26 protein-coding genes are annotated in these 25,936 nt (G+C 52.1%); 12 read left to right on the top strand and 14 right to left on the bottom strand.

Annotated features, from left to right (window positions below):
* Nucleotides 1–14 precede the first annotated feature (14 nt).
* From Q397_RS0103900 to Q397_RS0103890, 3 genes are all read left to right on the top strand, one after another.
* Entirely contained in the window at nt 15–206 is a 192-nt protein-coding gene (locus tag Q397_RS0103900) for a YnbE family lipoprotein (RefSeq protein WP_240475019.1), read from the top strand.
* Nucleotides 206–544 (top strand): YdbL family probable chaperone protein, encoded by a 339-nt coding sequence (locus tag Q397_RS0103895; RefSeq protein WP_028878294.1) that lies wholly within the window; start codon nt 206–208, stop codon nt 542–544. The genes Q397_RS0103900 and Q397_RS0103895 overlap by 1 nt, the downstream gene beginning before the upstream one ends.
* An 84-nt stretch (nt 545–628) precedes the next feature.
* Nucleotides 629–907: a peptidylprolyl isomerase gene (locus Q397_RS0103890; protein WP_028878293.1), complete on the top strand. Its 279-nt coding sequence runs from the start codon at nt 629–631 to the stop codon at nt 905–907.
* Here the strand turns inward: Q397_RS0103890 and Q397_RS0103885 are convergent.
* The 9 genes from Q397_RS0103885 to mutM all read right to left on the bottom strand — a co-directional run bounded on the left by Q397_RS0103885 (nt 904) and on the right by mutM (nt 11,012).
* Complete coding sequence (locus Q397_RS0103885; RefSeq protein WP_028878292.1) at nt 904–1,260, bottom strand: bleomycin resistance protein; 357 nt, start codon at nt 1,258–1,260, stop codon at nt 904–906. The two genes, Q397_RS0103890 and Q397_RS0103885, sit on opposite strands and share 4 nt — an antisense overlap.
* A 317-nt stretch (nt 1,261–1,577) precedes the next feature.
* On the bottom strand, nt 1,578–4,046 hold the full coding sequence (gene gyrB / locus Q397_RS0103880; RefSeq protein WP_051609682.1) for a DNA topoisomerase (ATP-hydrolyzing) subunit B: 2,469 nt from the start codon (nt 4,044–4,046) through the stop codon (nt 1,578–1,580).
* Between the two features lie 32 nt (nt 4,047–4,078).
* A complete protein-coding gene (recF, locus tag Q397_RS0103875; protein ID WP_028878290.1) occupies nt 4,079–5,266 on the bottom strand; it encodes a DNA replication/repair protein RecF in 1,188 nt (395 codons plus the stop codon).
* Between the two features lie 17 nt (nt 5,267–5,283).
* Nucleotides 5,284–6,402 carry a DNA polymerase III subunit beta gene (gene dnaN / locus Q397_RS0103870; RefSeq protein WP_028878289.1) on the bottom strand — a complete coding sequence of 373 codons (1,119 nt, stop codon included), beginning with the start codon at nt 6,400–6,402 and terminating at the stop codon, nt 5,284–5,286.
* Nucleotides 6,403–6,592: 190 nt separating this feature from the next.
* Complete coding sequence (gene dnaA / locus Q397_RS0103865) at nt 6,593–8,092, bottom strand: chromosomal replication initiator protein DnaA (RefSeq protein ID WP_038012824.1); 1,500 nt, start codon at nt 8,090–8,092, stop codon at nt 6,593–6,595.
* Nucleotides 8,093–8,541: 449 nt separating this feature from the next.
* Nucleotides 8,542–8,805, bottom strand: coding sequence for a 30S ribosomal protein S20 (rpsT, locus tag Q397_RS0103860; RefSeq protein ID WP_028878287.1), 264 nt, complete (start codon nt 8,803–8,805; stop codon nt 8,542–8,544).
* Between the two features lie 178 nt (nt 8,806–8,983).
* Nucleotides 8,984–9,760: an enoyl-CoA hydratase gene (locus Q397_RS0103855; protein ID WP_028878286.1), complete on the bottom strand. Its 777-nt coding sequence runs from the start codon at nt 9,758–9,760 to the stop codon at nt 8,984–8,986.
* A gap of 43 nt (nt 9,761–9,803) precedes the next feature.
* Nucleotides 9,804–10,169 (bottom strand): hypothetical protein, encoded by a 366-nt coding sequence (locus Q397_RS20965; protein WP_038012823.1) that lies wholly within the window; start codon nt 10,167–10,169, stop codon nt 9,804–9,806.
* Between the two features lie 15 nt (nt 10,170–10,184).
* Nucleotides 10,185–11,012: a bifunctional DNA-formamidopyrimidine glycosylase/DNA-(apurinic or apyrimidinic site) lyase gene (gene mutM / locus Q397_RS0103845; RefSeq protein ID WP_028878285.1), complete on the bottom strand. Its 828-nt coding sequence runs from the start codon at nt 11,010–11,012 to the stop codon at nt 10,185–10,187.
* 82 nt (nt 11,013–11,094) lie between these two features.
* On the opposite strand from mutM, the gene ubiE reads away from it, so the two are divergent.
* The 7 genes from ubiE (at nt 11,095) to cysK (ending at nt 17,567) form a co-directional block, all read left to right on the top strand.
* Nucleotides 11,095–11,853, top strand: coding sequence for a bifunctional demethylmenaquinone methyltransferase/2-methoxy-6-polyprenyl-1,4-benzoquinol methylase UbiE (gene ubiE, locus Q397_RS0103840; RefSeq protein ID WP_028878284.1), 759 nt, complete (start codon nt 11,095–11,097; stop codon nt 11,851–11,853).
* Entirely contained in the window at nt 11,853–13,394 is a 1,542-nt protein-coding gene (gene ubiB, locus Q397_RS0103835; protein ID WP_028878283.1) for a 2-polyprenylphenol 6-hydroxylase, read from the top strand. Before ubiE ends, ubiB begins: the two co-directional genes overlap by 1 nt.
* Nucleotides 13,395–13,415: 21 nt before the next feature.
* Entirely contained in the window at nt 13,416–14,150 is a 735-nt protein-coding gene (locus Q397_RS0103830) for an SDR family oxidoreductase (protein ID WP_028878282.1), read from the top strand.
* A gap of 138 nt (nt 14,151–14,288) precedes the next feature.
* On the top strand, nt 14,289–15,494 hold the full coding sequence (gene coaBC / locus Q397_RS0103825; protein WP_038012822.1) for a bifunctional phosphopantothenoylcysteine decarboxylase/phosphopantothenate--cysteine ligase CoaBC: 1,206 nt from the start codon (nt 14,289–14,291) through the stop codon (nt 15,492–15,494).
* Nucleotides 15,495–15,956, top strand: coding sequence for a dUTP diphosphatase (gene dut, locus Q397_RS0103820; protein WP_417782726.1), 462 nt, complete (start codon nt 15,495–15,497; stop codon nt 15,954–15,956).
* A 26-nt stretch (nt 15,957–15,982) separates the two neighbouring features.
* A complete protein-coding gene (locus Q397_RS0103815) occupies nt 15,983–16,438 on the top strand; it encodes an RrF2 family transcriptional regulator (protein WP_028878279.1) in 456 nt (151 codons plus the stop codon).
* 151 nt (nt 16,439–16,589) lie between these two features.
* Complete coding sequence (gene cysK / locus Q397_RS0103810; protein WP_028878278.1) at nt 16,590–17,567, top strand: cysteine synthase A; 978 nt, start codon at nt 16,590–16,592, stop codon at nt 17,565–17,567.
* 85 nt (nt 17,568–17,652) lie between these two features.
* Here cysK and Q397_RS20960 read toward each other — a convergent pair whose 3' ends face one another.
* Entirely contained in the window at nt 17,653–19,737 is a 2,085-nt protein-coding gene (locus Q397_RS20960; protein ID WP_169737967.1) for a methyl-accepting chemotaxis protein, read from the bottom strand.
* A 359-nt stretch (nt 19,738–20,096) separates the two neighbouring features.
* Here Q397_RS20960 and Q397_RS0103800 point away from each other — a divergent pair, with 359 nt between their 5' ends.
* On the top strand, nt 20,097–20,891 hold the full coding sequence (locus tag Q397_RS0103800; RefSeq protein ID WP_028878277.1) for a HesA/MoeB/ThiF family protein: 795 nt from the start codon (nt 20,097–20,099) through the stop codon (nt 20,889–20,891).
* A 41-nt stretch (nt 20,892–20,932) separates the two neighbouring features.
* Entirely contained in the window at nt 20,933–21,718 is a 786-nt protein-coding gene (locus Q397_RS23835; RefSeq protein WP_205618791.1) for a trypsin-like serine peptidase, read from the top strand.
* Here Q397_RS23835 and Q397_RS0103790 read toward each other — a convergent pair.
* From Q397_RS0103790 to moaB, 4 genes are all read right to left on the bottom strand, one after another.
* Nucleotides 21,693–22,880 (bottom strand): Bcr/CflA family multidrug efflux MFS transporter, encoded by a 1,188-nt coding sequence (locus tag Q397_RS0103790; RefSeq protein WP_028878276.1) that lies wholly within the window; start codon nt 22,878–22,880, stop codon nt 21,693–21,695. The two genes, Q397_RS23835 and Q397_RS0103790, sit on opposite strands and share 26 nt — an antisense overlap.
* 81 nt (nt 22,881–22,961) lie before the next feature.
* Nucleotides 22,962–23,993, bottom strand: coding sequence for a substrate-binding domain-containing protein (locus tag Q397_RS0103785; RefSeq protein WP_028878275.1), 1,032 nt, complete (start codon nt 23,991–23,993; stop codon nt 22,962–22,964).
* Between the two features lie 14 nt (nt 23,994–24,007).
* Nucleotides 24,008–25,072: an HD domain-containing phosphohydrolase gene (locus Q397_RS0103780; RefSeq protein WP_028878274.1), complete on the bottom strand. Its 1,065-nt coding sequence runs from the start codon at nt 25,070–25,072 to the stop codon at nt 24,008–24,010.
* Nucleotides 25,073–25,302: 230 nt separating this feature from the next.
* Complete coding sequence (moaB, locus tag Q397_RS0103775) at nt 25,303–25,839, bottom strand: molybdenum cofactor biosynthesis protein B (RefSeq protein WP_028878273.1); 537 nt, start codon at nt 25,837–25,839, stop codon at nt 25,303–25,305.
* Nucleotides 25,840–25,936 lie beyond the last annotated feature (97 nt).

The raw sequence follows: 25,936 nt of genomic DNA, 5'->3' as shown, positions 1-25,936 counted from the left end.
TGGAAGGAGCATACGTGTTGAAACAAACAAGTCTCGTCATTGTGTTGGGCCTATTCATGATGAGTGGGTGCAGCCCGACGGTAAAGGTTGAAACACCTTCCGAACCCATTACCATCAATCTGAACATCAAGCTGGATGCCGATGTCCGCCTGAAGCTTGAACAGACTGCCACCAATGACATTGAACAAAACCCGGAGCTCTTCTAATGATGCCGATTGTAAAACGTCTTGTGATGATTCCCGTCCTTTTCCTCATGATCGGACTGTTTGATGCCTCCACGGCGAACGCTCAATCCCTTGATGCCCTGCGTGACAGTGGCAAGGTTGGCGAAGCGTTTGACGGCTATGCCCGTGCGCGTGACGCCAGTGTGCAATCGGCTGTCGATGCGATCAATGCCAAGCGCCGGTCCATCTATCAACAACGGGCAAACCAACAGGGTGTCTCTGTCGATCAGGTCGGTAAAGTTTATGCCAAACAGATCGTCTCAAAGGCACCTGCCGGGACTTGGCTCATGAAAGCCGACGGCTCATGGGTTCAAAAGTAACCAGAGCTGACAAACGCAAAAAGGACATGGCCTGTTAGGGGCTATGTCCTTTTTCTTATCCGATCACACCTTCAAGGAAACACCATGCGCCTCCAGCTCCTTGCCCTCGCCTGCACATCCCTTTTGCTGTCTGCCTGTGGGGAACAATATAGCGACAAAATCACCACCACCTTTCAAGACAACTGCCTTGGTGGCGGCGGGACCGTGGCGTACTGTGATTGCTTCCTAGAAAAGCTACAGGACAATCACAGCGAACAAGAATTTATCGCCCTTGAAAAGCTGCTCACAAAAAACGACAAAGCCACCATCCAGACCCTGCAAAGCTACGGCCAAGCCTGCCAGAAGTATATGAAAGAGGACTAAGCCTCCTCCGGGATCATCCCAAAGCGCAACAGGTTGCCGTCCAGATCGTGCACATAAAACTCTTTCATCCCCCAAGGACGTTCCTCAAAACGGGACAGGTTCGGGACATCTTTTGAGGCATATTCATCATGCAAGATCGCGATCTGCCCACCCCTGATGTAACAGGATGAAACGGGCGGCAACCCTTTATCATCCGTCAGCCAAAAATGAAGCTCAATCTGATCACGCTTCACAATCAAAAAACTTTCTGCCTGCTGAAAGACAGCCTCAAACCCCAACTGGCTTACATAAAACTCTTTCGTGCGCGCAATATTAAGCGACGGCAAAATAGGAATAGCGACCGCGTAGTCCATAAAAACCTCTCAACTCTGGTGCATCAATGTCATCACCACCTACGAAATTCGGAGCAGCACTCCTCACAAAAGTAGTATTGAGAGTGCCACGCTCCCCATTTTGTTCAACCATCGCCACATGGGAAGGCAAGGTACTGCTCTTCTGTGCTGTTAGTCTCTTCTTCAAAGCGCTTTCCGTCGGACCACCCGGGTTCATAACACCGTCAACTTTCACGCCGCTATCTGCCTGAAAATTTTATATCTACCATAAAAAAAACGCCCCAACGATTTTCTCATCGGGGCGTTTTTTGTTCTTCACTGAAAGCTGCTCCTCAGGATCAGACGTCCAGATTTGACACTTTCAAGGCGTTGTCTTGGATGAAGTCACGGCGGGGTTCTACCACGTCGCCCATCAGGGTGGAGAAGACTTCGTTGGCTTCGTCCATATGGTTGACTTTAACCTGTAAGAGCGAGCGTGCGCTTTCGTCCAATGTGGTTTCCCACAGCTGTTCCGGGTTCATTTCCCCCAAGCCCTTATAGCGGCTGACGTTCATGCCTTTTTTACCCAGTTCAGAAACCATATCCACAAGGGCAACGGGGCCGTTGACCTTATAGTCTTTATCTTTTTGAGTCAGAACCGCTGTCTTTTCGAAGCTTTCGTTCATCTCCGCCGACAGGCTGTGCAGGCTACGCGCTTCCGCAGAACGTAAGATACCGTGGTCCAATACATGTGTTTCTTTCACACCGCGAAGTGTACGGGTGAAGGACAGACTGCCATCATCCAAGACGCTGCCTTCCCAACCACGGGCAAGATCATTTTCGATCGCATCAAGGCGCGCTGCGACATTTTGCGCGATAGACAGGCCACGGACTTCATCCTGCAATAAGGTCATATCCAGACCACCGGCGATCGCCGCTTGTTCCAGAATATAAGACGGTACTTTCCCCGCCAATTTCCCCAACAAGGTACGGACACGACGCGCGTTGTTAATGCGCTCGCGTAAATCTTCACCACCGATCTGCTGACCGGAATGAAGCGTCAGCAAGCAATCGTCCACCGCCAGATTAACCAGATGGTCTTCCAGAGCCTTTTCGTCTTTCAAATAAACTTCGGAGTTCCCGCGCTTGACGCGATACAACGGTGGCTGGGCGATATAAAGATAGCCGCGCTCGATAATCTCCGGCATTTGACGATAGAAGAACGTCAACAAGAGAGTTCGAATGTGCGATCCATCCACGTCCGCATCGGTCATAATGATGATTTTGTGATAGCGACATTTATCGATATTAAAATCATCACGCCCGATACCAGTGCCCAAGGCAGTGATCAACGTGCCAACCTCTTGCGAGCTGAGCATCTTGTCGAAACGCGCACGTTCCACGTTAAGAATTTTACCTTTGAGCGGAAGAATAGCCTGACTTTTACGATCACGGCCCTGCTTTGCAGATCCCCCCGCGGAATCACCCTCCACGATGAACAGTTCAGACTTGGCAGGATCACGTTCCTGACAGTCAGCAAGTTTCCCCGGCAGGGAAGAAATATCCATCACGCCTTTACGACGGGTCAGTTCACGTGCTTTACGCGCTGCATCACGCGCAGCCGCGGCTTCACAGATTTTGCCAATAATCTGACGCGCTTCGTTCGGGTGTTCTTCAAACCATTCTTTCAGCGCTTCCCCAACAAGGTTTTCTACGACAGGGCGAACCTCACTGGACACCAGCTTGTCTTTGGTCTGAGAGGAGAATTTCGGGTCCGGCACTTTCACCGACACAACCGCAGTCAACCCTTCGCGGATATCTTCCCCCGCGATGGTAACTTTCATCTTTTTCGCAAGGCCGCTTTCTTGCGCATAGGTGTTGACCGTACGGGTCAAGGCCCCACGGAAGCCCGCCAAATGCGTCCCGCCATCGCGCTGTGGGATGTTGTTGGTAAAACACATCACGTTTTCATGATAGCTGTCGTTCCATTGCATGGAGACTTCAACGCCGACTTCATCGCCGTTATTATCTTCCCTACTGCCTGTCATAAAGACCGGTTCCGGCAGGATCGCCGTTTTGGAACGGTCTACATATTTCACAAATTCCAACAAGCCACCTTCATAATGAAGCAGCGTTTCCTTCGTCTCCGCATGGCGCTCGTCACGCAGCAACATGCGCACGCCGGAGTTCAGGAACGCCAACTCACGCAGGCGGTGTTCCAAGGTATTGTAATCATATTCCGTGATCGCAAAGATCTCATCGGAGGCATGGAACGTCACACGTGTGCCATTTTCTGCCGTGCCATCCGCTTTCACCGGCGCATCACCAATGACTTTCAACGGCTCAACCGATTCGCCATTTTCAAAACGAACGAAATGTTCCTTGCCATCCCGATAGATATTAAGTTCCAGCCAATCAGACAGGGCGTTTACAACCGATACACCTACCCCATGCAGACCACCGGATACTTTATAGGAGTTGCTATCGAACTTACCGCCCGCGTGCAACTGGGTCATAATCACTTCCGCCGCTGACACACCTTCTTCTTGGTGGATATCAACCGGAATGCCGCGCCCGTTATCGGACACGGTGACGGATCCGTCACCATTCAGTGTCACGACCAACAAATCGCAGTGACCGGCCAAGGCCTCGTCAATGCCGTTGTCCACGACTTCGTAGACCATGTGATGAAGACCCGTACCATCATCCGTATCACCGATATACATACCGGGACGTTTACGAACAGCTTCCAACCCTTTCAGGACTTTAATGGAATCCGCGCCGTATGCTTCAGCATTCTCGCCGTTGGGCAGGTTTTCTTCACTCATGCTTGATCTACCTAAGTTTCTCAATTCAGTCTTTATGTAACCCGGTCAACAGTGCCATTTTCTACGTTAAAGAAAGTGGCATTGGACATCATTGGTTCAAACTGAGCCAAATCCGTCCCTGTCATCCAGGCTTGTGCACCCATGGCACTGATGGCTTCAAACAACGCCTTACGGCGATCTTCGTCAAGGTGGGCCCCCACCTCATCCAGCAACAGAAGCGGCAAGCGCCCCCGGTCCAAAGCCAACGCCTTTGTGTTGGCCAATACCATACCGGTCAACAAGGCTTTTTGTTCTCCGGTGGAACAGACTTCCGCCGGTTGATCCTTTGGCACATGACGCACCATCAGATCGGATTTATGGACCCCGTCTTTCGCGCCGCCCATCTTGGCATCAAGGCTGCGATGCTCCGCAAGGAAGCGACGGAATTTATCTTCAACTTCCAAGGCGCGATGTTCTTCCAACCAGCCTTCAATCAGGCCCGTCGGCGTCAACTGCGCCCCAGGGAATGGCCCCCAACCGTCCATGGCGAGGATATTAAGCCGCGCACCGATATCTTTACGGGCGGCGGCAACTGCCACGGCTTTGGTCGCCATTTGATCTTCCAGACCCGATAACCAGCGGTCATCGTGATGGCCTGACTTGAGCAATTTTGCCCGTTCGCGCAGGCCATGCTCATAGGCATTCATTCGGGTCGCGTGGCTGGGATCAAACCCAAACACCAAACGATCCAGAAACCGTCTGCGCGCAATCGCGCCATCCAGAAACAGGCGATCCATCTGCGGCAATAACCACACCACATCGACATAATCAGCCAATACAGACTGCCCGCGTGCGGTTTCGCCTTCGATACGCACAACCCTGCGTTCCCGCGTGCCCGTGCGTCCTGTTTCTTCCCGTCCTGTGCCGATATCCACCGGCCCACCGACGGTATGAACGGTTGCCGCCACGCCCCAGGCGCGGCCGCTATCTTCATCACATCCCGCGTCGCGCCGTGCCAGATCAACTGCTTTTGCGCGCCGCATCCCCCGACCGGGTGCCAAGAGAGACACCGCTTCAAGGATATTTGTTTTGCCTGCCCCATTTTTGCCGGTCAGCACAACAGGGCGGGTATCCAGATCAAGGCGTTGAAAGTCGTAACAACGAAAATTACTGAGTGTCAGTCTGGTGACAGCAATGGCTACAGCTTGACGAGCCGTCCTGTCTTCGCCGGTTTCACGCACCTTGTTTCTTCAATCCGTCACACACGCATCGGCATCAGGACATACAGTGCACTGGCATCGGACGCATCGCGCACGATGGTCGGTGAACCGCCATCAGACAACATAAACTGCGCTGTTTCCCCTTCGACCTGCTGGGCAATATCCAGCAGATATTTGGAGTTAAAGCCGATCTCGATATTTTCAGCACTGTAGGAGACTTCAATTTCTTCCGTCGCGCTGCCCGCGTCTGGGCTACTTGCTGACAGAACCAACGCGCCCGGCGCAATCGCCAGTTTAATCGCACGGGATTTTTCAGTAGAAATTGCAGAGACACGATCAACGGCGGCTGCAAACGTTTTGCAATCCAGTTCCATCATCTTGTCATTGCCCGTCGGGATCACGCGTTCGTAATCCGGGAAAGTACCGTCGATCAACTTGGACGTCAGGACCACTTCGCCAAAAGCAAAGCGAATTTTTGTTTCTGACAAAGAGACAGACACATCGTCATTTGTCTCGTCAATCAGCTTACGCAGTTCGCCAACCGTTTTACGCGGGACAATCACACCCGGCATATCAGCAGATCCATCCGGCAGCGGGACTTCAACGCTAGCCAGACGGTGACCGTCTGTCGCAACAGAGCGCAGAACCGGCACGCCGTTATTTTCGCCCGCGTGCATGTAAATCCCGTTCAGGTAATAGCGTGTTTCTTCGGTGGAGATCGCAAAGCGGGTGCGATCGATAATCCCCTTCAACTCGCCCGCAGGCAATGCAAAATTATGATCCAGCTCCCCACCAGACATCACCGGAAAATCCATGGTCGGCAAACAGGCCAACGTAAATTTGGAACGCCCCGCGCGCAGGGTCAGCAATTCTTCGTTTGCACCGTTGTCCAGCTCAACTTGTGATCCGTCAGGCAGCTTGCGTACGATGTCGTACAGCATGTGCGCCGGAGCAGTTGTTGCGCCTTCGGTGATCACTTCACATTCCACCGTTTCAACGATATCGAGATCCATATCGGTCGCATTCAAGGACAAACGACCGCCATGCGCGTCCAGTTTTACGTTGCTCAAAATCGGAATAGTGGTGCGACGTTCCACAACACTTTGCACGTGAGCCAAGGACTTCATTAAGCTTGCGCGTTCGATGGTAATCTTCATGACGTTCTTATCGTTTTCCAAATGGTTTCGAAAATGGTTTTTGACCGACCCCGAGATCCCCAATTTCATGTGACATTACAAAGTGTTAGCATAAGCCGCACCAAATTGGTTCGTCATTATAACAAAGCCTGCGAGAAATCGAAGCTTTTTTACAGATTCCAAGGGGAATTTTTAAAGGTTTTTTACAGGTTTAGCCCACACCGCCCAGCATGCGGCGCAAAAGTTCCACATCCTCGGCAAAATCCTGATCGTGCAGGGCCAACTCACCCACCTTTTTAACCGCGTGCATCACGGTCGTATGATCGCGCCCGCCAAACTTACGCCCGATCTCCGGCAACGACCGTGAGGTCAGTTGCTTGGACAGATACATGGCAATCTGACGCGGACGTGCCACAGAGCGTGCCCGGCGCGCAGAATGCATATCCGCCACCCGGATGTTGAAATGCTCCGCGACTCTTTTTTGAATTTCTTCAATGGTGACACGGCGATCATTGGCCCGCAACAGGTCATGCAGCACTTCTTGCGAGGTTTCCAGCGTAATCGGACGCCCCACCAACTGGGAATGCGCCACAACGCGGTTGAGCGCCCCTTCCAACTCACGCACGTTCGATGAAATCTTGTGCGCCAGAAACTCAGTAACCTTTGTCGGCAACTCTACACCCAATTGCTCCGCCTTGGATAATAGAATCCCCAAGCGCAGCTCATACGTCGTTGCGTGTAAATCAGCCACAAGCCCATGGTTTAGGCGGGATTTCAAACGATCTTCCAACCCTTCGATGTCCGACGGGGATTTATCAGCAGACAGGACAATCTGACGCCCCTGATCCACCAAGGCGTTGAAGGTGTGAAACAGCTCTTCCTGCGTGGAATCTTTGCCTGCAATGAACTGTACATCATCAATCAGCAACATATCGACACTGCGGAATTGCTCTTTAAAATCAACGGTTTTTTGTTCGCGTAACGCCCGAATAAAGCGATACATAAACTTTTCCGCCGACAGGTAAACCACGGTGCGGTTGGGATGAACCTCACGCATATGATGCGCAATCGCATGCATCAGGTGAGTCTTACCCAAACCGACGCCCCCGTACATAAATAACGGGTTAAACGGCGGAATATCGGCTTCGGCCACGCGCTTTGCTGCGGCATGGGCAAATTCGTTTGGCTTACCCACCACGAAATTATCAAAGACGTAGCGCGGATCCAGTGGCGCGCCCAAATCATCTGCCAAGGTCGATTGACTGACCTGCACGGTTGGCGCCGGTTGCGCCCTGTGATCAGGCGCATACATCTGCATTTGCGGTTGCTGGTGCGATTGCATCTGCCCCTGCCCCTGCATCATACCTTGCCCGCCGTTTCGATGTGACGACGGGGTCTGGCGCTGCGCATTAGAACTGGCTTGAGACAGAATCCCACCACCTTGCGCATTACCCACGCTGATTTCTACATTTGTAATCTGCTTGTTGATGGCACACCACAGCGCGCGGATCTGATCGAGATAATTATTGGCAACCCAATCCCGCATAAAGCGAGTCGGCACGGAAATCGTTGCCACACCAGAATCGACGGAACGTACAGAAATCGGCTTAAACCAGCTATCAAAAGCCGCATCCCCGATTTCATCGCGCATATGCGAGCACACCTGTGCCCAATCCCCATCTACCACAGGTGAGATATTAACGTCTTGCATGCCCTATTTCGATCCTAACCCGACTTTTATGTTCGATCCGACCAAGCGGAACGGAACGCCTATTGTTCGCCTAAAATATTCTTTTTCCACAACACAGAAAAAAAAGCACCCCTAAACAGACAGCGATAAAACTGCCTGCAACTCTTTTCCCCCAAACAAGGGAAACGACTAAAGAAGGTGCCGCTTTTTCATGTGACAGATCGAGCCAGCGTTTAACGTATGACGCATGTAGAAATGGTCACAAGGACCCGATCTAGGTTGTGGATAACTTTATCTGGGCAGCATCAAAGAGTCCACCGCTTGATTCATCAAAACCACAAAAAAATGCCTTGACGCAAGCCCAACGGAACAAAGACAAGAAGCCACATTCCAGACACGACAAAAGGGTCGCAAAACAAGTGCTTGCGACCCTTTTGTCAGAAATTCGAATCCCGAATTTGACTGTACGCTTAAGCCAGAGCTTTAATGCGTGCAGACAGACGGGAAAGTTTGCGTGCTGCAGTGTTCTTGTGCACAACGCCTTGGGAGACGCCAGTGTGCATTGCAGGCATCGCAACTTTAAAAGCTTCCGCAGCTGCTGATTGATCACCAGCTTCGATCGCAGCTTCAACTTTTTTGATGAAGGTACGAATACGACCAACGCGTGCTGAGTTCACAGCAGTGCGGCGTTGGATTTGGCGGTCGCGTTTCTTTGCGTTTTGGGTGTTAGCCATCGGTTTTCCTGAAAAACTAATTTCTAAATCGGTTGGGGGCTTATAGTTGTTCGCCCCCACCACGTCAAGGAAGAATTGCAGAAATATTGCAACCCTTCAAAAAGGGAACCCCGTAAATTACCGGGCTTCCCCCTCATCTCATGGTCGCTCCCTTGCAAAAAACAAAGGGAGACAACACTTATTTATGCTGGAAATTCGGTGAACGTTTTTCCGCAAAAGCGTCCATACCTTCTTTGCGATCTTCCAATGCAAACGTAGAATGGAAGACACGGCGTTCAAACATCACCCCTTCTTTCAGGGTTGTTTCAAACGCTTTGTTCACCGATTCTTTCGCCATCATTACAACAGGCATGGATAGTTTGGCAATCTTTTCCGCTGTTTCAAGCGCATCTTCCAACAATTTCTCAACAGGAACGATACGTGTCACCAACCCAGAACGCTCTGCTTCTTCCGCGCCCATGATACGGCCAGTCAGGCACATTTCCATCGCTTTAGCCTTCCCAACCGCGCGGGTCAGACGTTGTGTCCCCCCTGCACCCGGAATCGTCCCAATGGTGATTTCCGGCTGACCGAACTTGGCGTTTTCAGCAGCGATAATAAAATCACACATCATCGCCATTTCACAGCCGCCCCCCAGCGCGTAGCCAGCAACAGCCGCGATCACGGGCTTGCGGCAGCTTGCCGCTTTTTCCCATTCGCCGGTGATAAAGTCGTTAGAATAGACATCGTTGAAGTCTTTAGACGCCATTTCTTTAATGTCTGCCCCTGCAGCGAACGCTTTTTCGCTGCCGGTCAGGACAATTGCGCCAATATCGCTGTCGGCTTCAAACGAATCGAGTGCGCTGCCCAGCTCGGCAATCAGTTTTGCGCACAACGCGTTCATCGCCTTGGGGCGGTTGAGCGTAATCAGGCCAACACGACCCCGTTTCTCAGCAATAATATGTTCGTATGCCATATCCCTAATCCTAAGTAATCTCTGTTGAATTTTCTTGTTACGTCTATTTTCCGTCCGGTGAAAGCGAGAACCGGACAATCGCCGCCCCGTCTTCCATCTGAACCGATACGGTCAAATATTCACCATCACGCATATAACTGCCATGCGCTGTACGGGCCCACCCCAATGAAGGTAGGCTGTCTCTGTAGTAGGTTAAAACAGAAGCTTTTGTGACAGTCCCCACCGCATAAGCTTCAACAATGCGTCCTTGCGGCGTATCGAAACGAACAGCCCCGTCAGAAGATTCGGTCAGACCCGCCATCAAAGGCACATCTTCCAAAACCGACAGAAACTCCACGTCATCAGCCGCCACCTTCTGTGAAAACACAAGGGCTGCGACCAATAATCCTATGCGTAATGCGTTTAACATACCTATGCTCATACCTTATTGTTGGCACCTCGAACAGTAAAAAGTGGAGCGTCCCTGCTGCACAATTCGCTTGATCTCGGTTTTCTCACACTGCCCGCAGGTTTCGCCTTCACGCCCATAAACTTTAAAAGAATGTTGGAAATAGCCAAGCTCTCCATCGGTCTGGCGATGATCCTTCAACGACGACCCACCTGCGGCAATGGCTTCCGTCAGCACCTGCTTAATCACCTCCACCAACAGGGCCGCTTTGGTCTTGGTCAGATTGCCGGCCTTGCGTTCGGGGGAAATACCGGCGCGATAAAGCGCCTCGTTCACATATATATTACCCAGCCCCGCAATAATGCGTTGATCCATCAGGGCCGCTTTCATGGTCGTTGTCTTGCCTTTCAGGGCCTGCAACAACACTGCGGAGGTAAAGGTGTCGCTCAACGGTTCCGGTCCCAGCTTAACAATTGAGGGATAGAGGTCAACCCCGCTTTCCTCAATCAAATCGACAAAACCAAACCGGCGCGGATCACCAAACCGGATACATTTTCTGGACGAGGTCATAAATTCGATGTGGTCGTGTTTATCCGGTTCCGGCGGGTTGCCTTCTTCAATACGGATTCGGCCTGACATGCCTAAATGGATGATGATCGTCTCCCCGCTCTCCAGCTGCACCAGCACATATTTGGAACGGCGATCCAGCCCCAGCACCTTTTGCCCGCGCACCCGTTCTTCAAAATCATCCGGCACGGGCGTGCGCAAATCGCGCCTGCGTACAATCACATCCGTTATCACCTGCCCTTCCAACGCAGGGCGCAATCCCTGACGGACGGTTTCGACTTCGGGTAATTCGGGCACTCTGCTTCTCCTTTTAGGGGTAGCCTATTCAATCGCCATAGGCTATTTTCGGGCACTCTCTCTAGATGAAAGAACTTAAAGCATGTCCGATCAAGATACGACACATTTCGGTTTTCGCACCGTCGCCAAAGATGACAAAGCAAAAATGGTACGAGGCGTTTTTGACAGCGTGGCTTCCAACTATGACATCATGAACGATCTCATGAGCATGGGGATTCACCGCCTGTGGAAAAACCAGATGGTCGATTGGCTGAACCCGCAAGATGGCTGGAACACCCTTGATGTGGGCGGCGGCACAGGCGATATCGCCTTTCGTATCCAAGATCATGTCGCCAAAAAACGCGGCACCTGCCACGTCACCGTGACAGACATCAACCACGAAATGTTAAAAGTCGGGCGCGCGCGCGCTATCGACAACAATCGCCTGACCGGCCTAAGCTGGCTGTGCGGGAACGCGGAATGCCTGCCTGTCCCGGACGGCACCATGGATGCCTATACCATCGCTTTCTGTATCCGCAACGTCACGGACATTCCGGCTGCATTGCGTGATGCCCGCCGCGTACTCAAACCCGGTGGACGCTTTATGTGTCTGGAATTTTCCGAAGTCGTCATGCCGGTGCTGGATAAAATCTACGATCTTTATTCCTTCAAACTGCTGCCGGAGATCGGCGCGGTGGTCGCCAAAGATCGCGATTCGTATCAATATCTTGCAGAAAGTATCCGCAAATTCCCGCCACAGGAACAGTTCGCCCAGATGATCCGCGAGGCGGGCTTTGAACAGGTGAGCTATCGCAACCTGACGGGCGGCATCGCAGCAATCCATACGGGGTGGACTATCTAATGCTGCGATCCCTAACCATCCTCAAACGTCTGTTAAGTGTGGCGCTGACCTTGGCGCGCTATGACGTGCTGTTTATGTTTGAACGCATGGGCATTACCCCTGGTGTGGTTCTCCTTGCGCGCTTGATCCCTGTTGGTCGCGCCCGTGGCGTTAAACATATGCGTCCAGGTCAACGTCTTGCACGCGCCCTGCATGATTTGGGCCCCACCGCAATTAAACTGGGACAGGCCATGTCCACCCGCCCGGATGTCATGGGCGAGGAAATTGCCGAAGATTTGACAGAACTGCAAGACCGCCTGCCCCCCTTCCCCGGGAAAGAAGCACGTCGCATCATTGAAGAAGACCTCGGCGGCCCGATTGAACAGTTCTTCAGCGACTTTGATGATGAAGCCGTTGCCGCGGCCTCTATCGCACAAGTGCACTTTGCCAAAACGATCGATGGGGAAGAAGTCGCCGTCAAAGTCCTGCGTCCCAGCATTCGCCGTGCCTTTAAGGCCGATTTCCAACTGATGGAAACCATCGCGGAATGGGTCGAGCGCGCCCGCCCTGACCTGCAACGCCTGAAAATGGTCGAATCGGTCAAGGCCCTGCAAGATACCGTGCGCTTTGAAATGGACTTGCGCTTTGAAGCCGCCGCCGCTGACGAAATGCGCGAAAACTTTAAGGATGATGACTATTTCTACATCCCCGAAGTCAAATGGCCCTATTGCGCCAAGCGCGTCATGGTATTGGAACGGCTGCACGGCCTGAATGTGGATGAACCGGAAAAACTGATCGAAGCCGGACATAATCCCAACCAGATTCTGGAACAAGCCTCCAACGCCTTTTTCAACATGGTGTTCCGCGACGGCTTCTTCCATGCAGATCTCCACCCCGGCAACCTGTTTGTCCTGCCCGATGGTCGTCTCGCTGCCGTAGACTTTGGCATCACCGGCCGGTTGGACCACACCACACAGCGCCACCTTGGTGAATTGTTGCTGGCCTTCATCACACGCGATTATCGCCGCGTGGCAGAAGTCCACTTTGAAGCCGGATGGGTGCCGATGAACCAGTCTGTTGAACTGTTCACCCAAGCCGCACGTTCCATTGCAGAACCGATCATGGGCCTGCCCCAGAACGAGATTTCCATGGCGCGCCTGCTCGCCCAGTTGTTTGAGGTCACAGAATATTTCTCCATGGAGACACAGCCCCAGTTGATCCAGCTGCAAAAAACCATGCTGATCGCGGAAGGGGTGGGCCGTAACCTGAACCCGAACGTCAATATGTGGTTCCTCGCCGAACCGTTTATTGAAAAATGGATGCGCAAGAACTTGGGGCCGCAAGCCCGCGTCAAAGCGGTTGCAGAAGAAACCCGCGACACCTTGCTGCGTCTGCCGCGTATCGTCGCCAATATCGAAGAAACATTGCAGGATGTCAGCCAAAACGGCCTCAAACTGGATACAGGGCGCAATCGCACGGGCTATCGCAGCTTCACCGGTTGGCTCGGCTGGATCGTGGCGCTTGGATTAGGCGCGACACTGCTCATCGATCTTCTGACGTAACACTTATATATACAGGCAACCATGACCCATCCGTTTGATCTCTCCGGTAAAACCGCCCTCGTCACAGGGGCGTCGCGTGGTTTAGGGTGGGAAATGGCAAAGGCCCTGCACGCGGCTGGCGCTCTTGTCTTTATCAATGGGCGCAAGGATGCAACCTTGCGCGCACAAAGCCGTGACTTTGCCCATATGATCCCCTTGGCCTTTGATGTCACGGACAGTACTGCCATCGCCCATGCCCTTAAAGACGTTGGGCCGCTGAATATTCTGGTCAATAATGTGGGCGCACGCGATCGCCGCAATATGGACGACTTTACATTGGAGGAAGTGCGCCACCTGCTCGACAGCAATGTGGTTGCGCCGTTTGACCTTGCCCGCCAAGTCGCCCGCACCATGCCGGACGGGGGACGGATCATCAATGTAACCTCCATCGCAGGGGATATCGCGCGATCAGGTGATGCCATCTATACTGCCAGTAAAGCAGGCTTAACCGGCCTCACCCGCGCCCTTGCGGCAGAATTAGGGGCGCGAAATATCACCGTCAACGCCATTGCGCCCGGATTTTTCGCCACCCAAGCCAACGCCGCCATGGTCCAGAACCCCGAAGTCCAGTCCTTCCTTGACGGGCGTACCTCGTTAAAGCGATGGGGACAACCTGAAGAAATTGGCGGGGCCTGTGTCTTCCTTGCCTCAACCGCTGCATCCTATATGACAGGCCAAGTGCTGACAATTGATGGCGGCTTACGCGCCCACTTTTGATCATCATGCGCAATGGCAGCTTGTAATATCAAATGTTTAGGCTTTTTTATTGAATAACCCTATTATTTGCTTGCGCCCGCATTATCCAATGCGTAGGTTATCTACACTTTTTATGCGTAATACGATTCGGAACTCATCGTGTATCAGAAGAAAAGAATACTCCTTGTCGTAACAGGCGGCATCGCAGCTTACAAGACACCCGAACTCGTGCGTAGGTTGCGGGAACGTTCTTTCGATGTGCGCTGCATCCTGACCAAAGCCGCGCGGGAGTTTGTCACCCCGCTGGCGCTGTCCGCTGTCAGTAACGATAAAGTGTATGAAAACCTGTTTGATCTGGACGACGAATCAGAAATGGGGCACATCCAGCTCTCGCGCAGTGCCGACCTGATTTTGGTCGCCCCGGCAACGGCAGATATCATGGCAAAGGCCGCAAACGGTCTGGCAAATGACCTTGCCTCCACAACCCTGCTTGCCACCGACACGCCCGTCATGATGGCCCCTGCCATGAATGTGCGCATGTGGGACCATCCGGCAACACAACAGAATGTCAAAACCCTGATCGATCGCGGCGTCACCATGGTCGGCCCGCTGGAAGGCGATATGGCCTGCGGGGAATATGGCATGGGCCGCATGACCGATGTATCAGAACTGGTAGAGGCCGTCTGCGCCCACTTTAAACCCACAGGTCCGCTGGTCGGTAAAAAAGCCCTCGTCACCAGTGGCCCCACCCATGAACCCATCGATCCCGTGCGCTATATCGCTAACCGGTCGTCTGGCAAACAAGGCCATGCCATTGCCGCCGAACTTGCCAAGCTCGGCGCAGAGGTCACGTTGGTCACAGGCCCGACCCGCCAGCCTGACCCTAAGGGCGTGCGCGTGGTTGCGATCGAGTCCGCACGCGACATGCTGGCGGCCTGTGAAGCGGCCCTGCCCTGTGACATTGCTGTCTTTGCGGCGGCTGTTGCCGATTGGCGCGTGGATATGGAAGCGGATCAGAAACTTAAAAAAGATGGCAGCGGCAAGATACCGGACCTGCAATTGACGGAAAATCCCGATATTCTCGCCACCATCAGCCAGCACAAAAGCCAGCGCCCCGGTCTTGTCATCGGCTTTGCGGCAGAAACCGAACATGTCATTGATCACGCCACGCAAAAACGCGCGCGCAAGCAATGTGACTGGATCCTTGCCAATGATGTATCGCCGACAACGGGCACTTTTGGCGGCGATGACAACACCATCCATCTGATTACGCCGGATCACTACGAAGACTGGCCCAAATCATCCAAAATTGAAGTCGCCCAACGTTTGGCGGCAAAAATAGCAGACCATTTGAAAGAAGACTAAATGATGAACACCGTAAACGTCAGCGTTGTCCAACTTCCCCACGGGGCCGACCTTGACCTGCCCCACTACGCCACAGAACATGCGGCCGGTATGGACCTGATGGCGGCGATTGATGCCCCGCTGACATTGGCTGTCGGCAAACGCGCCATCGTCCCCACAGGGCTTAGCATTGCCCTGCCCGCAGGCTATGAAGCCCAAGTGCGCCCGCGTTCGGGCCTTGCGGCAAAGAACGGTGTCACCGTTGCCAACGCACCGGGCACCATTGATGCGGATTATCGCGGTGAAGTTGGTGTCATTCTGATTAACCTCGGTGACGAAGATTTTGTGATTGAACGCGGCATGCGCATCGCCCAGATGGTTGTTGCGCCCGTCACCACAATCACATGGGACAAAACCGACACCTTGCCCGACACAGAACGCGGCGCAGGCGGTTTTGGCTCGACAGGCCTAAAGAAAACATAACCAAAAGAAACGATGGAAGCCCCCCAATGTTACGACTCTCCAAGAAAATGCTATTTGCGATCGAAGCCGTGCTCGACATCGCTTATCACAGTGGCGGACAACCTGTTCAAAGCCGCGAGATCACGCGCCGTCAGGGCATCCCGCGCCGTTACCTAGAACAGGGGCTGCAACAGCTTGTGCGCGAAGGTATTCTGGTTGGCGTGCGTGGCCCGCGCGGGGGCTACCGTCTGGCGCGCGAACGTCGCCGTATCAGTGTGGGCGAGATCGTGCGTATCGTGCGCAAGATGGAAACGGCGGAGGATCCCTTGAACGATCCAGCTGGGTCCGAACTGGGCCACAAGGTGGTGCGTCCAGTTTGGGCAGAGATGCAGGAAAAACTGATGCTGGAACTGGACGAGGTCAGCATCGATGACCTCTGTACCCGTGCCAATCAGGCTGGTTTGGTCAGCGAGGGTCGCGAGAATCTGGATTTCACCATCTAATCCCTTTTTCACGCCATCTATTTGTATATTATTTAAATTCCCCTCCTTAAAATGGCGCTTTGCATATTGACAAGGCGCCACCACGCCCCCATACCTTTAAGAGAAAGATATTTTCTATTTTACGAAAATTTGACGTACAAAGAGAGTGGACATGTCAGAACAATTTACAGCAAACGCGCCTGCGCGCGGCAAAATCTACGACAGCATCATCGACACCATCGGCGCAACCCCGCTGGTTAACCTTTCCGGTCTGGCAAAAGCCCATAACGTCAAAGCCAACATCCTTGGCAAATGCGAATTTTTCAACCCGCTGGCGTCTGTGAAAGACCGGATCGGCTTTGCCATGATCGAAGCGGCAGAAAAAGCCGGTAAAATCAAAGAAGGTACGGTTCTGGTTGAACCGACATCCGGTAACACAGGCATCGCCCTTGCCTTTGTCTGCGCATCGCGCGGCTACCGTCTGATCCTGACCATGCCGGAAAGCATGTCCAAAGAACGCCGCAAGATGCTCGCGCTTTTGGGTGCGGAACTGGAACTGACACCCGCCGCCAAAGGCATGTCCGGTGCCATCGCACGCGCAGAAGAACTGGTCAACGAACTGCCAGACGCCTTCATGCCGCAGCAATTTAAAAACGAAGCCAACCCTGCCATCCACAAACGCACAACTGCCCACGAAATCCTCACCGATACCAATGGCGACGTGGCTGCTTTTGTTTCCGGTGTTGGCACAGGCGGGACAATCACAGGGACGGGCGCTGCGTTGAAAGATGCAAACCCGGATATTAAAGTCATCGCGGTTGAGCCGGAAGATAGCCCGGTCCTGTCCGGCGGCGTCCCCGGCCCGCACAAAATCCAAGGCATCGGCGCAGGCTTTGTGCCGGACATTCTGAATACGGGTCTGATTGACGAAATCCTGAAAATCGGCAACGAAACAGCTTTCGCAACCGCCCGCGAAGTTGCTTCTACAGACGGTGTTCCGGTCGGAATTTCCTCCGGTGCGGCTTTGGCTGCGGCGATTGAACTTGGCCAACGCGACGAATTTGCCGGCAAAAACATCGTTGTTGTCCTGCCCTCCTTCGCAGAACGCTACCTCTCCACCGCCCTGTTCGACGGCGTGGTCAGCGAGTAAGCCGACAGTCTTAAAGACAACAAAAAAGCCCCCGTCCTGTATTTGGACGGGGGCTTTTTTATGGAGGATCGAGAATGTCGTGAGATTAGGCTTCCTGTACGTTTTTCAAGAAGACGGCGATCTTCTCACGCAGCGCATTGGTGTGGTCGCTGACCATTTTAGCCGCTTCAAAAACCGATGTGGCGGTTTCGCCGATTTGGTGGGAGGCTTGACTGACACCGGCGATATTGCTGGAAACCTCGGTCGTGCCTTTGGCAGCTTCTTGTACGTTGCGCGAAATTTCGGCGGTTGCTGCGCTTTGTTCTTCAAGGGCGGCAACGATGGAGCCTGAAATTGCGCTGACACGGTTGACCACTTCCGTGATGGACTGGATTGCGACCACAGCATCACTGGTGCGATCTTGAACTGAATTAATCTGCGAGGAGATTTCTTCCGTTGCGCGACCCGTTTGATTTGCAAGGTTCTTGACCTCGGAGGCCACAACCGCAAAACCTTTACCCGCATCGCCAGCGCGCGCCGCTTCGATGGTTGCGTTGAGGGCCAAAAGGTTTGTCTGCTCGGCAATATCATTGATCAGTTTAATCACATCACCAATGCGCGATACCGCTTCGCTCAGACTTTGAACCATATCATTGGCGCCCTGAGCTTGCGTGCGAGCTTCTTCGGTAATGCGCGCGCTTTCATCGATCTGGACATTGATCTCGTTGACAGATGCTGACAATTCTTCCGCAGCCCCAGCTACGGTCTGCACATTTGCCGCGGCCTCATCAGAAGCCGCCGCCACCGCAGTGGATTGCTGAGAACTTTGCTCCGACGAACTAGAGAGATCCTGAGAGCTGACCTCCATTTCATGCGCTTGCCCACTCATGATTTCCAGCGCTTCTGTAACTTCGCTGCGGAATTGGGTGATCATGATGTCGACCTTTTCCGCCCGCTGGATTTTATATTCTTCTTCTTTGCGCTGTTGTTCCTGCAAGGCATCCGCTTCAATTTTATTGTCTTTAAAGACCTGCAAGGACGCTGCAATCTCACCAATTTCATCGCCACGGTCTTTATCCGGGACGATCACATTGGTTTCTCCCGTCGCCAGCACACCCATGGTATCGACAATTTTGGACATGGGGTTGGTGATAGAGCGGGCAAACCACAGGGCAATCACGGCACCAACAACGGATACCACAAGGATCAGGATCAAGCTGATGTTGCGCACGCTTGTTGCAGTGCTCATGGCCTCTGCTTCGTCAATTTCTGCAATCACGGCCCATTTCGCGTTGAGGAAGGTGATCGGTGTGAAAGCCGAGAAAACATGAATTTTGCGGTAATCTTCAATAATCTGCGCACCGGTTTTTCCGCTCAACGCAGCCTTTACCGTGTCGCTTTCCACACGGGTTTTCAGGATCGTGCTTTCCTTGGCAAAGCGCGAGTCACTGCGCATCAGATAATCTTCACCGACAATATAAGTCTCGCCACTTTCCCCCATACCGCTTGCCGATTGCAGGATGCGGTTAATTTCACCGATGGGCATCTGATAGATCAACACACCGACAAACTCTTTGTCCGCATTAAAGACCGCTTCCCCTATAAAACTCGCCGGTGCATCCTGACTTGGTGCATAAGGATGAAAGTCTGTAAAATACCCAACGCCGCTTGTCCGCTGGTTCACCGCCTGTTTATATACTTTCGCCAGGTCCGTATCAGCCCACTCGCCTGAGTTTAAATTGGTTGCGAAGTCCAGCTCTTTAAAGACGCTATAGACCACATTGCCTTCAGGATCGACCAGAAAGACATCATAATAAGCACGTTCTTCCAATAAGATGCGGAAGTAAGGGTGATATTCGTTATGAGCCAGATCATACGCCGTGCCTTGTGCGCCAGCGTTCAGCTTATGCTTTTCCCCGGCCGGATTTGGGTTATCCGTAATGTACGCTTTCTGAAGCTCGTTCGTCTGATCACCTGAAACTTGCGACCAGGCACTCTGGAATTTTGCCAAAGCATCAACCACCAAAGGGCTGTGTGATTGAATATTCAGGTCACTTTCAATAATATTCAAATAATTTGAAAGTTCTGATTTACGTGCCGCCACAAGCGCGATCAATTTGTTCTTGGCGGCATCATCAAATCCACTATTCACCCTGAACAGGATCGTCCCGCCCAAAAGGATTCCAGTCACTAAAATCAATGCCACCATAACCACAGGTAGTTTCATTGATATCTTTACATTGTTTAACATCTCGGCACCCAATAACTGCTTATTTTTTGAACTTTATTGATTCTAAAAAAAGGTAACAACACGTATGATTACCAGCTATACGAATTATCTTTGTTCACTTGCTCATTTTTTAGTCAAATATTACAAATGGATAGTCAATTATTATACGCCAAAAATCAATTAAAAGATATTGTAGAATTAATACTAATAAACTTTTAAGCACATCCAAATGTAACCTTTTGGCTAGCAACACTTGCATTCTCTGACATTGCCTATCAAAATGTCGTCACAGTTAACTCACGAATTACGGCTCGGATTTCATGGATTTCAACGAAGAACAACTCAACCGTTACGCGCGGCACATTTTGCTCCCTGAAGTAGGCGGCGAAGGTCAGGCCAAGCTGCTTCAAGCCAAGGTACTGGTCGTTGGTGCAGGGGGACTCGGCGCCCCGGTTCTCATGTATCTTGCCGCTGCCGGTGTCGGAACCATCGGCATTGTGGATGATGATGTCGTTGATCTTTCCAACCTTCAGCGACAAGTGATCCATACGACACAAAGCATTGACCAGCCCAAAGTGGTCAGCGCGCAGGAACGGCTTAAGGCAATCAACCCTGATATTCAGGTCAATCTCCATCAGGAACGCTTAACCAGCGCCAACATCATGGATATTATTGCAAACTATGATCTCGTCGCGGACGGCACCGACAATTTCAACACCCGTTTCCTGATTAACGACGCCTGTCATCTCGCCCGCAAAACCCTGGTATCAGCGGCCATCCTTCGATTTGACGGTCAGCTTTCCACCTATAAATCCCACGAAGAGGGGGAGGATAAACCCTGCTATCGCTGTATTTTTCGCGAACCACCACCCGAAGGACAAGTACCGACCTGCGCACAAGCCGGTGTCCTTGGTGCGATTTGCGGGACCATGGGATCCTTACAAGCAACAGAGGTTTTGAAAGAAATCATGAATGTGGGCAAATCCATGTCGGGCACCCTGATGATTTACGATGCTCTTCATACCGAATTTAGAAACGTCAAAGTGAAACGCGATAAGGGCTGTCCGCTGTGCGGGGATCATCCGACCATCACAGACTTATCGGCTCATTCATAAGGTCTGCCATGCGTCTTCTCCTCCTCCTTATACTGACTGCTATGCCTTTATTTCCCTTAGAGGCAGCAGACAAGATCAAACTTGACGGCATTAAAGGAGAAGACGACCGCATCCTCATTGAAACCTATAAATACCCCTGGAGCGCCATCGGGCGGATTAACAAAGAGTCGGGTGGATTTTGCACCGGTACACTCATCGGCCCCAAACTGGTGCTCACCGCTGCCCACTGTCTCTGGAACAAAAAGCGTAAGGTCTGGGTCAAAGCCCACACCATCCACTTTCTGGCAGGTTATCGTCGCGGTAGTTTTATTGATCATGCCAAAGCCGTCAACTACCACATCGCGCCGGGATATTCGCCCACAACGGCAAAAACATATAGCTCGGTTTCTAAGGATTGGGCGTTTCTGGAACTCGATAAGGACATGAGCCAGCGGGTCGGGACCCTTGCGGTCGCCCCGATCAACAAAAATATCTACACCACCCTGAAAGCCCAAAAAACAAACTTCATTCAGGCAGGGTATAGTCAGGACAAAGCCCATATCCTGAGCGTAAACCAACAATGTGAACTGACGTCCTACAACACACTTTTACGCCTTGCAACCCACGTTTGCGACGCCGTCCCCGGCGATTCCGGCTCTCCGATCTTTTATAAAGATCAAATAGAGGGACTGAAGATCGGCTTTATCCACGTTGCCACCGCCAAAAAGCAAAAGGCCCAAGGCATCGCCGTTTCAGGCGCAGCAATTGTCGCCCACCTCAAGACATTAGGCTTTTGGGAACAGGCCGCTAAGGCCCATCCCCCTACTCAGCCTGACGTCTCACAATAAAAACATAGGTCAGGAACGCTCCCGCTCCCATAAGGGCAATCGCCCCCGTCATCGGCAATTGCGTCCCGTCATGGATCACCCCGACCGTGCCCCCGACCACAGCCGCGATCGCCATCTGGATAAAGCCCATCAACGCAGAAGCGGCACCGGCCATTTTTGCAAACGGCCCAATTGCCCCCGCCATGGAGTTTGGCATCACAATGCCGACACTAATCATATAAAGCACCATGGGCGCGACAACGCTCCCCACGCTGCTCGCGCCGCTATAAGCCACGCCAAACAACAACAGCCCCGCACATACGGATAGGAAGCTTCCATATCGCAACATCCGCGCGCCCCCCAATTTTCGCGAAAATCGACCTGCAATCAACGTTCCGGTAATATAGCCGCAAACCACGATTCCAAAGCAAATGCCATACAGGTTCGGTGCAAGACCAAACACATCGATAAACACAAAAGAAGACCCGGAAATAAAAGCAAACAACCCGGAAAAGACAAAGCTGTTAAGCAACACATATCCCATAAAACCGGAATGACTGAGCAACGTCAAATAATTGCCCAACATACGGGCAGGCTTGAGCGCCTCAGGATTTTTATGCTCATTAGTTTCCCGAATAAGGAAAAAGACCAGTAAAACCAACAGAAAGGCAAACCCCGCCAAAAAGACAAAACTTGCCTGCCATCCAAACCAGACCTGCAAATAGCCCCCCGCCAGCGGGGCGACCGCCGGGGCCAACGCCATTGCGGATCCCATATAAGCCAACACCTGTGCCGCACGATCCTGTCCAAACACATCACGCACAATCGCGCGCCCCAGCACCGGGCCACTGCACGCCCCAAACGCCTGAAAAAAGCGCGCAACAATCAGCATTTCGATGGAGGTCGCCAGAAAACAGGCCACACTCGCGATTCCATAGGCAAAAATACCAAAGATCAGGATCGGACGCCGTCCAAACCGATCAGATAAAGGGCCATATAACAGTTGAGAAACCGCAAAACCGGCAAGGAAAATACTTAGCGTCAACTGGACGTCAGACACACTCGCCCCAAACTCCGCCTTCATGGCCGGGAGGGACGGAAGATACATATCCGTAGACAGCGGGCCAAACGCCACAAGCGCCGTCAAAATAACCGTAAATAAAAAGGAATTGGTGCGTAACATAAGAGGGGGAGAAGTCCTATAGTTTCATTTGAAAGAGTCTATAGGCCTCTTCCCCCGGAATGTAAAGAAAGCAGCGTAATATTATTGCGCTGTTAATTTGGTAATCTGCGCCTTGACTTGACGCCCATCCATCCCTTTAAGCGGAATAAGGCCATTGTCCGCCAGATACCCTTCTTCGCCCAATGCTTGCGGGCTGATAAACTCGTCCACATAGTTCTGTATGGTCGGCAGTGCGATCAGATGTTCATCTTTAACATACAGGAACAACGGACGGGCCAAAGGATACTCTCCATCCTGAATGGTCTCATAGGAAGGTGCCACGCCATTGATGGTGACAGCCGTGATCAGATTGCTGCGGCGTTCCAACGCGTTGTACCCCATAATCCCGAACGCTTTCGGGTTGTTTTTAAGGCGGCGCACAACCAGATCATCATCTTCTCCGGCTTCAACATAAACCCCATCTTCACGCATCTCTCCACACGCAACACGACGGGTTTCTTCCGGCAACGTTTCAACATAACTAGAACCCCGACAGCCCTTGATCATCACTTCTTCCACAAACACATCACGGGTCCCGGACGTCGGCGGCGGGCCGAAGACCTGAATTGGCACGGCGGGTAATTCCGGGTCGATATGGGACCAGAGCTTATGGGGGTTATCCAACAACTGGCCATCCACGGGCAAACGTTTTGCCAGCGCTTTCCACAGGTGCTGACGGGTCAAACCAAAGGCTTTTCCGTCAACCGAAGTCGCCAGGATAATCCCGTCCCATCCGACCATGATTTCCGTAATATCGTGCACTTTGTTATTTGCACATAGGCTAATCTCGCTCACTTTCATGCGACGAGAGGCATTGACGATATCTGGCGTATCCGCCCCGACACCGCCGCAAAACATCTTGATCCCGCCGCCGGAACCAGTCGATTCCACCACCGGCGCATTTTTGCCAGTTTGGCGGTAGTAGCGTTCAGCCACAAAAGCTGCAAAAGGGAAAACGGTGGAAGACCCTACAATACGCACCGTATGACGAAATTCGTCATTCGCGCGTACAGAAACACTTGCCGACAGTCCCACAAGAACCATCAGTCCAAATAAAGCCGATCTCATCATCATCGAAAAGGATTTCCTTACTCTTCCTCGTCCGGGTACTCTTCACGCAGAGCCACCACATCGGGAATAATTTCAACAAATAGTCTCGCAAGTGTCGGATCAAAATGTGACCCACTATTTTCCTCAATAAACTTCACAGCCTTTTCAAGGGGCCATGCTTCTTTATAAGGGCGTTCCGACGTCAACGCATCGAAGACATCACAAATCGCGGCAATTCTACCTTCCAGCGGGATATCTTCCCCCGCCAGTCCTTTTGGATAACCCGACCCATCCCATTTTTCATGGTGGGTCGCGGCAATCTGACGGGCCATCTCCAGCATCGGGCTATCAAATTCCCCGATGATATCGACACCAATTTCCACATGCCGTTCCATAACGACCCGTTCTTCCGGTGTCAGACGCCCCGGTTTCAAAAGAATATTGTCCGGTATACCGATTTTACCCACATCATGCATGGGACTGGCTTGCAGGATCAATTCCGCAAAGTCACGACCTTGCCCCGCTTTTAACGCCAAAAGCCGACAGCTTTTACTCATCCGCACCACATGGGCACCGGTTTCATTGTCCCGATATTCCCCTGCCCGCCCCAAACGACGCACCACTTCCAGCTGGGTTTCCCGAATTTCCTGCGTGCGCTTAAAAACCTCATCTGCCAGAACGTTTGCACGGCTGCGCTGAGACAAATAAAACACGCGGGTTTCCAACATATTATGGATACGCTGAAAGACCTCCCACGGCTGAAACGGCTTGGTCAGAAAATCCCGGGCGCCCATGCTCAAGGCATTTTGCCGGGTTTCCATATCCGTTTGGGCCGTCAAAACCAAGATCGGCAGGTAATCATGAGGACCAACGACCTCTTTCAATGCTGCCATCACTTCCAAACCATCCATAAAGGGCATACGAATATCCAGCAGAATCATATCCACTTTCTCGCTCACATACAGACTGACAACCTCGCGGGAGTCCGTCGTTGATATGACGTTTTCGTAGCCTTCTTCTTCCAGTAGCTGTTCCAACAATAAAACGTTGGCCGGTTTGTCATCGACAATAAGAATTTTTGATTCTTTTATTGCGGGCGTCATTCTTGTTTTTCTCCGACCTTGTTGGCGACAGTTTCCCTGTTATGCCCATGGATTTCAATGGGTTCATAAAAAATTCATATAAGGCACCGGTTTTCAACTAAGAATACCCAAAAGCCGGACTTTGACAAAGTTGTTCAACCTTACAACACTATCAATATTATCCAGATTGCCTTCAAGATAAAGAAACTTTTCTCCAATCAGGTGGATTGGATAGATTTTAAATGACGCTTTTACCGCAAATGTTCATTCAATCTCGGCATGAGTTCAACAAAATTACACGGACGGGTGCGTGCATCCAGCTGATGAACCAAAATGTCATCCCACGCATCCTTCACCGCCCCGCTGGAACCGGGCAAGGCAAACATATAGGTGGCATTGACCACACCCGCCATCGCGCGAGACTGGATGGTCGAGGTTTTAATCTTTTGATAGGACAACATCCGGAAAATCTCGCCGAAACCGGGGATTTCCTTATCGATCACCTGTTTGAACGCTTCCGGTGTCACATCACGTCCTGTCACACCTGTGCCGCCCGTGGTAATCACCACGTCAATCTGGGGATCATCCGCCCAATTGCGTAATTGCTGGGCTAACACATCAGCGTCATCTTTCAGGATCAGCCGTTCATAAACCCGATGCCCTGCGCCTTCAATGCGAGCCGCCAGGGTATCACCGGATTTATCATCCGCAAAGCTGCGGGTATCTGACACAGTAATAATGGCAATATTCAGGGATTGAAATACCCGTTCGCCTTCGATTTTTGACATACTGAACTCCTCTAACAAAACGCGTCTGATCCTAACCGACAATAACCCAATAAAAATTGAGTCTGGTCAACAGACGATTTTGTTTTTTCGAGGATAT

The organism is Terasakiella pusilla DSM 6293 (assembly GCF_000688235.1).
Taxonomy (GTDB): Bacteria; Pseudomonadota; Alphaproteobacteria; order Rhodospirillales; family Terasakiellaceae; genus Terasakiella; species Terasakiella pusilla.
Note: the sequence above shows the minus strand (reverse complement) of the source record. Positions and strands in the feature narration are given on the sequence as shown.

Coding starts and splice junctions, on each gene's coding strand:
- Q397_RS0103800 (WP_028878277.1), top strand. CDS start 20,097: ATGGATTTCAACGAAGAACAACTCAACCGTTACGCGCGGCACATTTTG.
- dnaA (WP_038012824.1), bottom strand. CDS start 8,092: ATGCAAGACGTTAATATCTCACCTGTGGTAGATGGGGATTGGGCACAG.
- dut (WP_417782726.1), top strand. CDS start 15,495: ATGATGAACACCGTAAACGTCAGCGTTGTCCAACTTCCCCACGGGGCC.
- Q397_RS20965 (WP_038012823.1), bottom strand. CDS start 10,169: ATGTTAAACGCATTACGCATAGGATTATTGGTCGCAGCCCTTGTGTTT.
- rpsT (WP_028878287.1), bottom strand. CDS start 8,805: ATGGCTAACACCCAAAACGCAAAGAAACGCGACCGCCAAATCCAACGC.
- Q397_RS0103785 (WP_028878275.1), bottom strand. CDS start 23,993: ATGATGATGAGATCGGCTTTATTTGGACTGATGGTTCTTGTGGGACTG.
- Q397_RS0103890 (WP_028878293.1), top strand. CDS start 629: ATGCGCCTCCAGCTCCTTGCCCTCGCCTGCACATCCCTTTTGCTGTCT.
- cysK (WP_028878278.1), top strand. CDS start 16,590: ATGTCAGAACAATTTACAGCAAACGCGCCTGCGCGCGGCAAAATCTAC.
- Q397_RS0103885 (WP_028878292.1), bottom strand. CDS start 1,260: ATGGACTACGCGGTCGCTATTCCTATTTTGCCGTCGCTTAATATTGCG.
- Q397_RS0103780 (WP_028878274.1), bottom strand. CDS start 25,072: ATGACGCCCGCAATAAAAGAATCAAAAATTCTTATTGTCGATGACAAA.
- moaB (WP_028878273.1), bottom strand. CDS start 25,839: ATGTCAAAAATCGAAGGCGAACGGGTATTTCAATCCCTGAATATTGCC.
- Q397_RS0103895 (WP_028878294.1), top strand. CDS start 206: ATGATGCCGATTGTAAAACGTCTTGTGATGATTCCCGTCCTTTTCCTC.
- Q397_RS23835 (WP_205618791.1), top strand. CDS start 20,933: ATGCCTTTATTTCCCTTAGAGGCAGCAGACAAGATCAAACTTGACGGC.
- Q397_RS0103815 (WP_028878279.1), top strand. CDS start 15,983: ATGTTACGACTCTCCAAGAAAATGCTATTTGCGATCGAAGCCGTGCTC.
- Q397_RS0103855 (WP_028878286.1), bottom strand. CDS start 9,760: ATGGCATACGAACATATTATTGCTGAGAAACGGGGTCGTGTTGGCCTG.
- gyrB (WP_051609682.1), bottom strand. CDS start 4,046: ATGAGTGAAGAAAACCTGCCCAACGGCGAGAATGCTGAAGCATACGGC.
- ubiE (WP_028878284.1), top strand. CDS start 11,095: ATGTCCGATCAAGATACGACACATTTCGGTTTTCGCACCGTCGCCAAA.
- Q397_RS0103790 (WP_028878276.1), bottom strand. CDS start 22,880: ATGTTACGCACCAATTCCTTTTTATTTACGGTTATTTTGACGGCGCTT.
- dnaN (WP_028878289.1), bottom strand. CDS start 6,402: ATGAAGATTACCATCGAACGCGCAAGCTTAATGAAGTCCTTGGCTCAC.
- Q397_RS0103830 (WP_028878282.1), top strand. CDS start 13,416: ATGACCCATCCGTTTGATCTCTCCGGTAAAACCGCCCTCGTCACAGGG.
- ubiB (WP_028878283.1), top strand. CDS start 11,853: ATGCTGCGATCCCTAACCATCCTCAAACGTCTGTTAAGTGTGGCGCTG.